This window comes from uncultured Faecalicoccus sp., assembly GCF_944325745.1.
Lineage (GTDB): Bacteria > Bacillota_I > Bacilli_A > Erysipelotrichales > Erysipelotrichaceae > Faecalicoccus.
Genome location: NZ_CALVBG010000104.1, coordinates 23,447 through 30,112 on the forward strand (window position 1 = coordinate 23,447; position 6,666 = coordinate 30,112).

A 6,666-nucleotide genomic window follows, 5' to 3' on the forward strand; every position below is an offset into this window, starting at 1 on the left:
TCCTCTCGTTATAATTCTTCTGCAAATCCCTTCTCTAATTTTTTGAAGATTTTATATCCAATGATCAATACAATCAAAGAAAAAATAATGACAATAATCATTTGTACTGCATTTGGCCAAACATGATACATAAAGATATCTCGATATGCATTCACTAGTAACGTTACTGGGTTCCATGATACAAGAGTATACAGAATCCCAGAACCTTTGAGTAAATCTAAATTATATAATATCGGTGTTGCATAAAACCCCATGTTCAATACAAAATTAACGATATATTCCGTATCTTGAACATATACTTCTATTGCGCTAAGAATCAAGCTGATTCCTAAACTTAAAATCATCTGAATAACCGCAATCAATGGAAGAAGTATTAAATGATATGAAATTCCTTCACCTGTCCCCACACAAAAAATCACCACGATGATACAAGAAATAAAAAAATTGATCAAGCCGCTCAAGGCTTGTGAAATCAGCGGTATTTCTCGTGGAAAATACACCTTTTTTATAATTCCTGCATTTACTATCATTGAAGTTGTACCTTGATTGATAACAGTCGTAAAGAAAGTCCAAGGTATTATCCCAGTCACCAAATAGCACAAATAATTATCGACTGCTCCTGCTCTTCCCATTAAAAAAGGAAAGACAATCCAGTATACTACAACTTGTAATAGTGGATTTAAAAATGACCATAAAATACCTAAAAAAGAACCTTTGTATTTACCTCTTATATCTTTTTTTATATTTGTTTTTAATAATTCTCGATAATTATATATATCTTTCCACACTTGCATGATTATCACTTTCTATCTTTATGCTTCTAATGTAAAATCGATTTCTTTTGATTCCATCAGTTGCCCCTCTGAACCATAACAAGAAACCGTAAATTTATAATTTCCTTCCTTCATTTCAGACAGATCTAATTCTTTTTTCCAACCTAAAGTATTAGGATCCAAAGAACCTGGAAATTGTTCATAATATACATCATATACATCGGGTCTTGGTTCATGTTCAACATTCCCAATCTCTTCTTGGTTTAAAAACAATTTTAATTTTGCTTTCGATTCGTCTGTTACCAACCATCCTCTTAACAGATACTTTTTAGAAGTTTTTGATATTTTTGCTAAATCTCTTGGACTATCGATATTAATAATTGCTTTCGATTGATACTCTCCTGTTTCTTTTTGCTTTCGAATTAATTCCTTATGGTCAATCGCACTCTGCTTCAGATATTCATCAATTACATAAGCAGGATCGCCATCTAATTTAAATTCACCTTTATAGATCCAGATTGCTCGATGACATAGTTCTTTAACAACCCCTAAACTATGCGTAACGATAACGATTGTTTTCCCTGAATCTCTAAGTTCTTCCAGTTTCGCATAACACTTTTCCTGAAAATGCTGGTCCCCAACTGCTAAGATCTCATCAATCAATAAAATATCCGCATCAACATTGATCGCTACAGAAAAAGCCAACCGCATATACATTCCTGATGAATATGTCCGGATGGGATTATCAATAAACTCTCCTAATTCCGAAAAATCAATAATATCCTGGATTCTTCCTTCAATTTCCTTTCGAGTCAAGCCAAAAATAGATGCATTAAAATAGATGTTTTCTCGTCCGGTGAAATCCTGATGAAAACCAGCTCCTAATTCCAAAAGAGAAGTTAATTTTCCATTTGTCTGAACGGTTCCACTATTCGGATAGATGATCTTTGTCATTAGTTTTAAAAGGGTTGATTTCCCTGAACCATTGGTTCCAATCAAAGCAACAGTTTCACCCTTTTTTATATTTAAACTGATATTTTTTAAAACTTCGTGAATCTCTGATTTTCTCTTGGTCCATATTAATAATCTATCTTTTAAAGTATGTGCTTTGTCATACTGAACTTTAAAACTTTTATAAAGATTTCGTACTTCAATCGCATTTTCTTTATTCACAAGACCACCTCGCAAAACAAATATATTCTAACACATATCTCAGTTTAAAAAAGACCTGGTCATCAAACCAGTCTAAATTTACGTAAAATACAGAAAATAATATCCATAATTCGCGCTTTTAATGGTTTTAAATCCTTGTAATATGGATTTAAATTTTGAAGTCCTATGGAAATTGGTTTTCCTTTCTCTAAATAATCTAAATGATCTTTATAGAAAACTCGCATCGAATCATATTTTGGCAAACTTTCATAATATTTCGGATAGATTTCTTTTATAGCTGTCAATGAATCATATCGTTCTTGCGCAAAGGCGGCACGAATATCATAATCAAAAATTCGTTGTAACTTTTGCCGAATTGTTGGCTTTTGATCATCTGGCAATCCTATCGTATTTTTTTCATGGATTCGATAAGAGAATAAAGGTTTGTTATAGAAATACATTCCCTGTTCTGCGGATGCGATAATATTAAGAACCCAATCGTGAGGAAGTGTATCTATAAATTTCTCTTCAAATGTATTTCTAAGTTTTTTGGTAATGACCATAGAACACCCTTGAAAATAATTGTGGAAAACAAATTCATCTAATGTCATTTCAATAAGTTCGTTTTCTTTTACTGGTTTTAATAAAAGATTGTTATTTGAACGTCCGGCAATCAGTTTGACTTCTACGGGTTGATCATTTTGATCGATCACTCGAAAAGAAGATGCCAAAGAGGATATTTCCGGATGATCTTTGATCATAGAAATCATTTCCTTTACTTTGTCAACATCCCATATGTCATCTTGATCACAAAGAAAAATATAATCTCCTTTGCATTTCGATAAAGCTTTTTTAAAATTTAATTTATATCCCAAATTCTTGGTGTTTTGAAAAAACTTGATTCGAGAATCTATTTCTCGATATTGTTTGATTATCGATGCCGTTTGATCGGTAGAGCAATCATCTACGATAACTATTTCTTCTACGGGCAAAGATTGATGCAAAATGGAATCTAATTGTTCTTGAAGATATTGTTCTCCATTGTAAGTCGCCATTGCGACCGATATCATCAAGTTCTCCATATTGCCTCCTATTTCAACGTCCATAATATAGAAATATCTTTATAATAAATAATATGTCTCATGATTCTTCGAATCATAACATAATGATAGATGAGTCTGGAAATAAATCCTTGATTATAGAAAATCTTTACATCTTTTTTTAAGATTCTTAATCTTTTTCTGGCATTTTCTTTAGAATCTGTCACTGCCGAAAAAGACTGCTCCAAAACAATATCCACCACTTGGATCTTAGTATTTTTATGTCTCATATCTCGCATAAAAGAATGATCTACATAATCTAAAAACATTCGCGGATCATAACGATAATTATTAAAAATCGACAACTGAATAACCATTCCACTATTGATTCCGCAGATGTTTTGAGGTGTCAATTCCTCTAGTCCCTGGATTCTATGACAATACCCATGTTTGCTCATCTTACTAGGGGAAAGAATTCCTAATGAGTCTTTGACAATGGGTAAATAGATATGTTTTTTGCTCTTTTCTATTTCTTCATTGATTGTCTTAACAAAATCAGAAGGAATATTTGTATCATCATCAAATAAAACAAGATAATCATCAGAATCTACTTGTTGAGAGAAAATCCAATCTAACGCTTTGTTATAAGCTTGTGACAACCCTTTGTTGCCTTCCATAGAAATATAAATATGTTGATCCTGCTTTACCATTTTTTGGTTAAATTCAAGATATTGACTTTCTGTACTGTTATCCACAACCAAAAGAACCAGATCTTGTTGTGAGAGCGAATGGTAGGAGTTCGATTCACTGATTTTTTTATTGTATATCACTAAGATTCCATATTTAATAATCATACTTACTCCATTGTTTTCCCATCTTTGATCAACTTATACTGTTTATACTTCTCAATCTCTTGAAACAAATCTTTGCGCCATTTGATCATTTGACGAATACCAGAATGTTTCATATCCGTTTTATTCTGTTCATGGCGGCGATATAATAAGTAAACTTCAGGAATTAAAACATTTTTCCCTTCTAATTCTCCAATTAATCCGATCCATTGATCATGCATAGGAATTTTCTTTGGAAAAGGAATCACACAATCCTTTAAACTACTTTTAAATGCCATGCAACAACCAATATAACTATTTTTTAGTATATTTTCTTTAATTCCTAGCCTTACATGTCGATAAGCAAAATATGACGATTCTTTAACTTCCATGTTTTCATCTACGATGGAAGCATCATGCATTACCACTTGTACATCAGGATCTTCAAACTCTTTTAAAACTCGTTCTACTTTTCCAGGCAACCAAAAATCATCTTGATCCGCAAGAAAAATAATCTCGTTTTGCGTATATGCAATCGCATTTTCAAAATTCTTGATTACACCTTTACTAGGACCTGTGATCAAATGAATTCTCGAATCTTTTTTTGCATATTCTAAAACAATCTCTTCTGTTTGATCTGTAGAGAAATCCATAGAAACAACTAATTCATCCGTAGGATACAGTTGATTTAAAATTGATTCTATCTGATCAGCTATATATTTTTGCCCGTTATAAGCGGCCATTGCAACTGAAATTGATTTTCTTTTCACGCTAACACCCCAAATTATCTTTTATTTTATCATAGATTCTATTTGGTTTATTTCATTAAAAAAAGATTGCTTTGTAAAATATCTCAAATAAAGAGATTTGATATTTTCTCTCTGATTGTAGTTTTCCTGGATGGTTTGGTTACAAATCACTTTTGCCATTTGATGGATTTGATCATGCGGGACATGGAAGCCAATATTTTCTTTCTCGCAAAAATCTTTAGTATCTCCAGGGATCGTATTGATGATCGGTAACTGGCCACACATATAATCTAATGATTTCATGGTTAGACCCACGACAACATTTTCCTTCATCACATTGAGTCCAAAATGACATTGATCAAAGATTCTTTGTTTTTCTTGTTGATCAAAGATCTTATGATGATCAATCACTTCTACACCCTTGCTCTTCACATTTTGAACCAATTCGTCCTTCGATTCTCCGTCGCCAATCAAGTGCAGTTTTACCTTTTTGTATTCTGTACACGCTGCACACAAACTGGCAATAAATTGAATATCAATAATATTGTTCATGGATCCCAAATAACAAAACGAGATTTCATGGTCTTTTAAATCCAGTTTTGCTTGTAAAGGCATTTCTTGCCGAGCCCAATACAGCGTATGGAATTTAGGATTGTCTTCTTGATTTAGGACTTCTTGAAATAAATCACATTCTGTATAAACAAGATCCGCAATGTTTAAATATCGATCTCTGGTATTTTTCCAGACAGTAAACGGAAAATGATCTTTCCATCTCGAAATAGGCATCGTTTCTGGCCACAGATCAATAATATCGAAGATCAGTTGTGTTTGCGGATGTTTCTTTTTATAGATTGACATCGTCTTAGCTAAAGAATTACACGGAATCAATACATGCAGCCGATCAAAAGTTTGTGAATGGATTTTTCGAAGAACATCTTTAGAAAAATGAATATGCGATCGTATCCGTGCGAATGAAAGATTTTTTTGATAAGGCAACGTCGGAATTTGAAGGGTCACTGGACTTTGCATAGGAATCTTCACTTTTTTTCGATGCGAAAAATCCGAAGAATAAACTTCCACACTCGCCCCTTTTTCTTCATAATACTCTTTTAATAAAGAAACTCTGTCAAAATACGTATCAAAAGCACAAACAATTCCTACTTTCATAGAGTTCCTCCGCTTTCCGTAATATGAATGCTCTCTTCCAGATAGTATTTTGTATAACCTAGATCAAAAAAAGACAAAGAAGGATCTATAATCAGATTTCCAAATACTTTATTCACAACCGTTTGTTTTTTCATCGCTTTTAAAAGCGGATTCAATAAAGAAACAAAATGAACCGTATGTCCATGTTCCTTTGCGATCAAGGCAATCAGATCTTTTGTCTGTGCGGTTTTTTCATTTTGAGGAAGAAAGACTCCTTCCAACTCTTGATCGATCACTTTTTGGATAAACTGGACTAAATTGCCCACAAATAACATGCTTCTTTCGTTTTTAAGGGTGGGAAAGACAGGTGTTTTTCTCGCAAACTTTGCCAACAAAGGATAATTTCCTTTAGAATTCGGTCCATAGATCATAGGCGGTCGTAAAATCACGACTTTCATATCCGAATCGATAGAACGAATCTTGATTTCTGCTTGTTTTTTGGAATCACCATAAAAATTATCGGGCGTTAAAGGCGTATTCTTGGTAATCGTTCGCTTGCGGCCGATTTCCCCGCTGCCATAGACTATGATCGAGCTCATGAAGATAAACTGTTTTACGCCTTCCTGGCTTGCCTTGAATGCGGTCTGATAAGCTAACTTTGTATTGATCTGATAATAGAAATCTCTTTGACTTTCATCGGGTGTCGAATGAGCCAGCCCTGCCACATGATAAACCACGTCATATCCCGCAAAAGAAAAATCTGTCCACTTTGGATCGGTCATATCTAATTCCGTTACTTGATAAGCTTGCGGATCCTTTTCCAGCTCTCTTTTTACAAAGCCGCCTAAATAACTGTTCTTCCCTGTGATCAGAACTTTCTTCATTTCGGGTCTCCTTTATGCATCTCGCCCGTACCGCCTTCTACAACACCATCATGCTTTAAAACAGAAGTGATGGTCATGAAAAAACATTTACA

The 6,666-nt window shown here is 33.6% G+C and carries 7 protein-coding genes and 1 pseudogene; all 8 read right to left on the reverse strand.

Annotated elements, in window-relative coordinates; translation table 11 throughout:
• Positions 1-8: 8 nt before the first annotated feature.
• Positions 9-794 carry an ABC transporter permease gene (locus Q0J48_RS07140; RefSeq protein ID WP_296242798.1) on the reverse strand — a complete coding sequence of 262 codons (786 nt, stop codon included), beginning with the start codon at positions 792-794 and terminating at the stop codon, positions 9-11.
• Between the two features lie 18 nt (positions 795-812).
• Entirely contained in the window at positions 813-1,946 is a 1,134-nt protein-coding gene (locus Q0J48_RS07145) for an ABC transporter ATP-binding protein (RefSeq protein ID WP_296242799.1), read from the reverse strand.
• A gap of 62 nt (positions 1,947-2,008) precedes the next feature.
• Positions 2,009-3,007, reverse strand: coding sequence for a glycosyltransferase family 2 protein (locus Q0J48_RS07150; RefSeq protein WP_296242800.1), 999 nt, complete (start codon positions 3,005-3,007; stop codon positions 2,009-2,011).
• Between the two features lie 8 nt (positions 3,008-3,015).
• Complete coding sequence (locus tag Q0J48_RS07155; protein WP_296242801.1) at positions 3,016-3,819, reverse strand: glycosyltransferase; 804 nt, start codon at positions 3,817-3,819, stop codon at positions 3,016-3,018.
• Between the two features lie 2 nt (positions 3,820-3,821).
• Positions 3,822-4,565 carry a glycosyltransferase family 2 protein gene (locus Q0J48_RS07160; RefSeq protein WP_296242802.1) on the reverse strand — a complete coding sequence of 248 codons (744 nt, stop codon included), beginning with the start codon at positions 4,563-4,565 and terminating at the stop codon, positions 3,822-3,824.
• A 21-nt stretch (positions 4,566-4,586) separates the two neighbouring features.
• Complete coding sequence (locus tag Q0J48_RS07165; RefSeq protein WP_296242803.1) at positions 4,587-5,711, reverse strand: glycosyltransferase; 1,125 nt, start codon at positions 5,709-5,711, stop codon at positions 4,587-4,589.
• Positions 5,708-6,574: an NAD-dependent epimerase/dehydratase family protein gene (locus Q0J48_RS07170; RefSeq protein WP_296242804.1), complete on the reverse strand. Its 867-nt coding sequence runs from the start codon at positions 6,572-6,574 to the stop codon at positions 5,708-5,710. The genes Q0J48_RS07165 and Q0J48_RS07170 overlap by 4 nt, the downstream gene beginning before the upstream one ends.
• Positions 6,571-6,666: pseudogene (locus tag Q0J48_RS07175) on the reverse strand (sugar transferase); the annotation flags it as partial. The gene Q0J48_RS07170 and the pseudogene Q0J48_RS07175, both read right to left, overlap by 4 nt.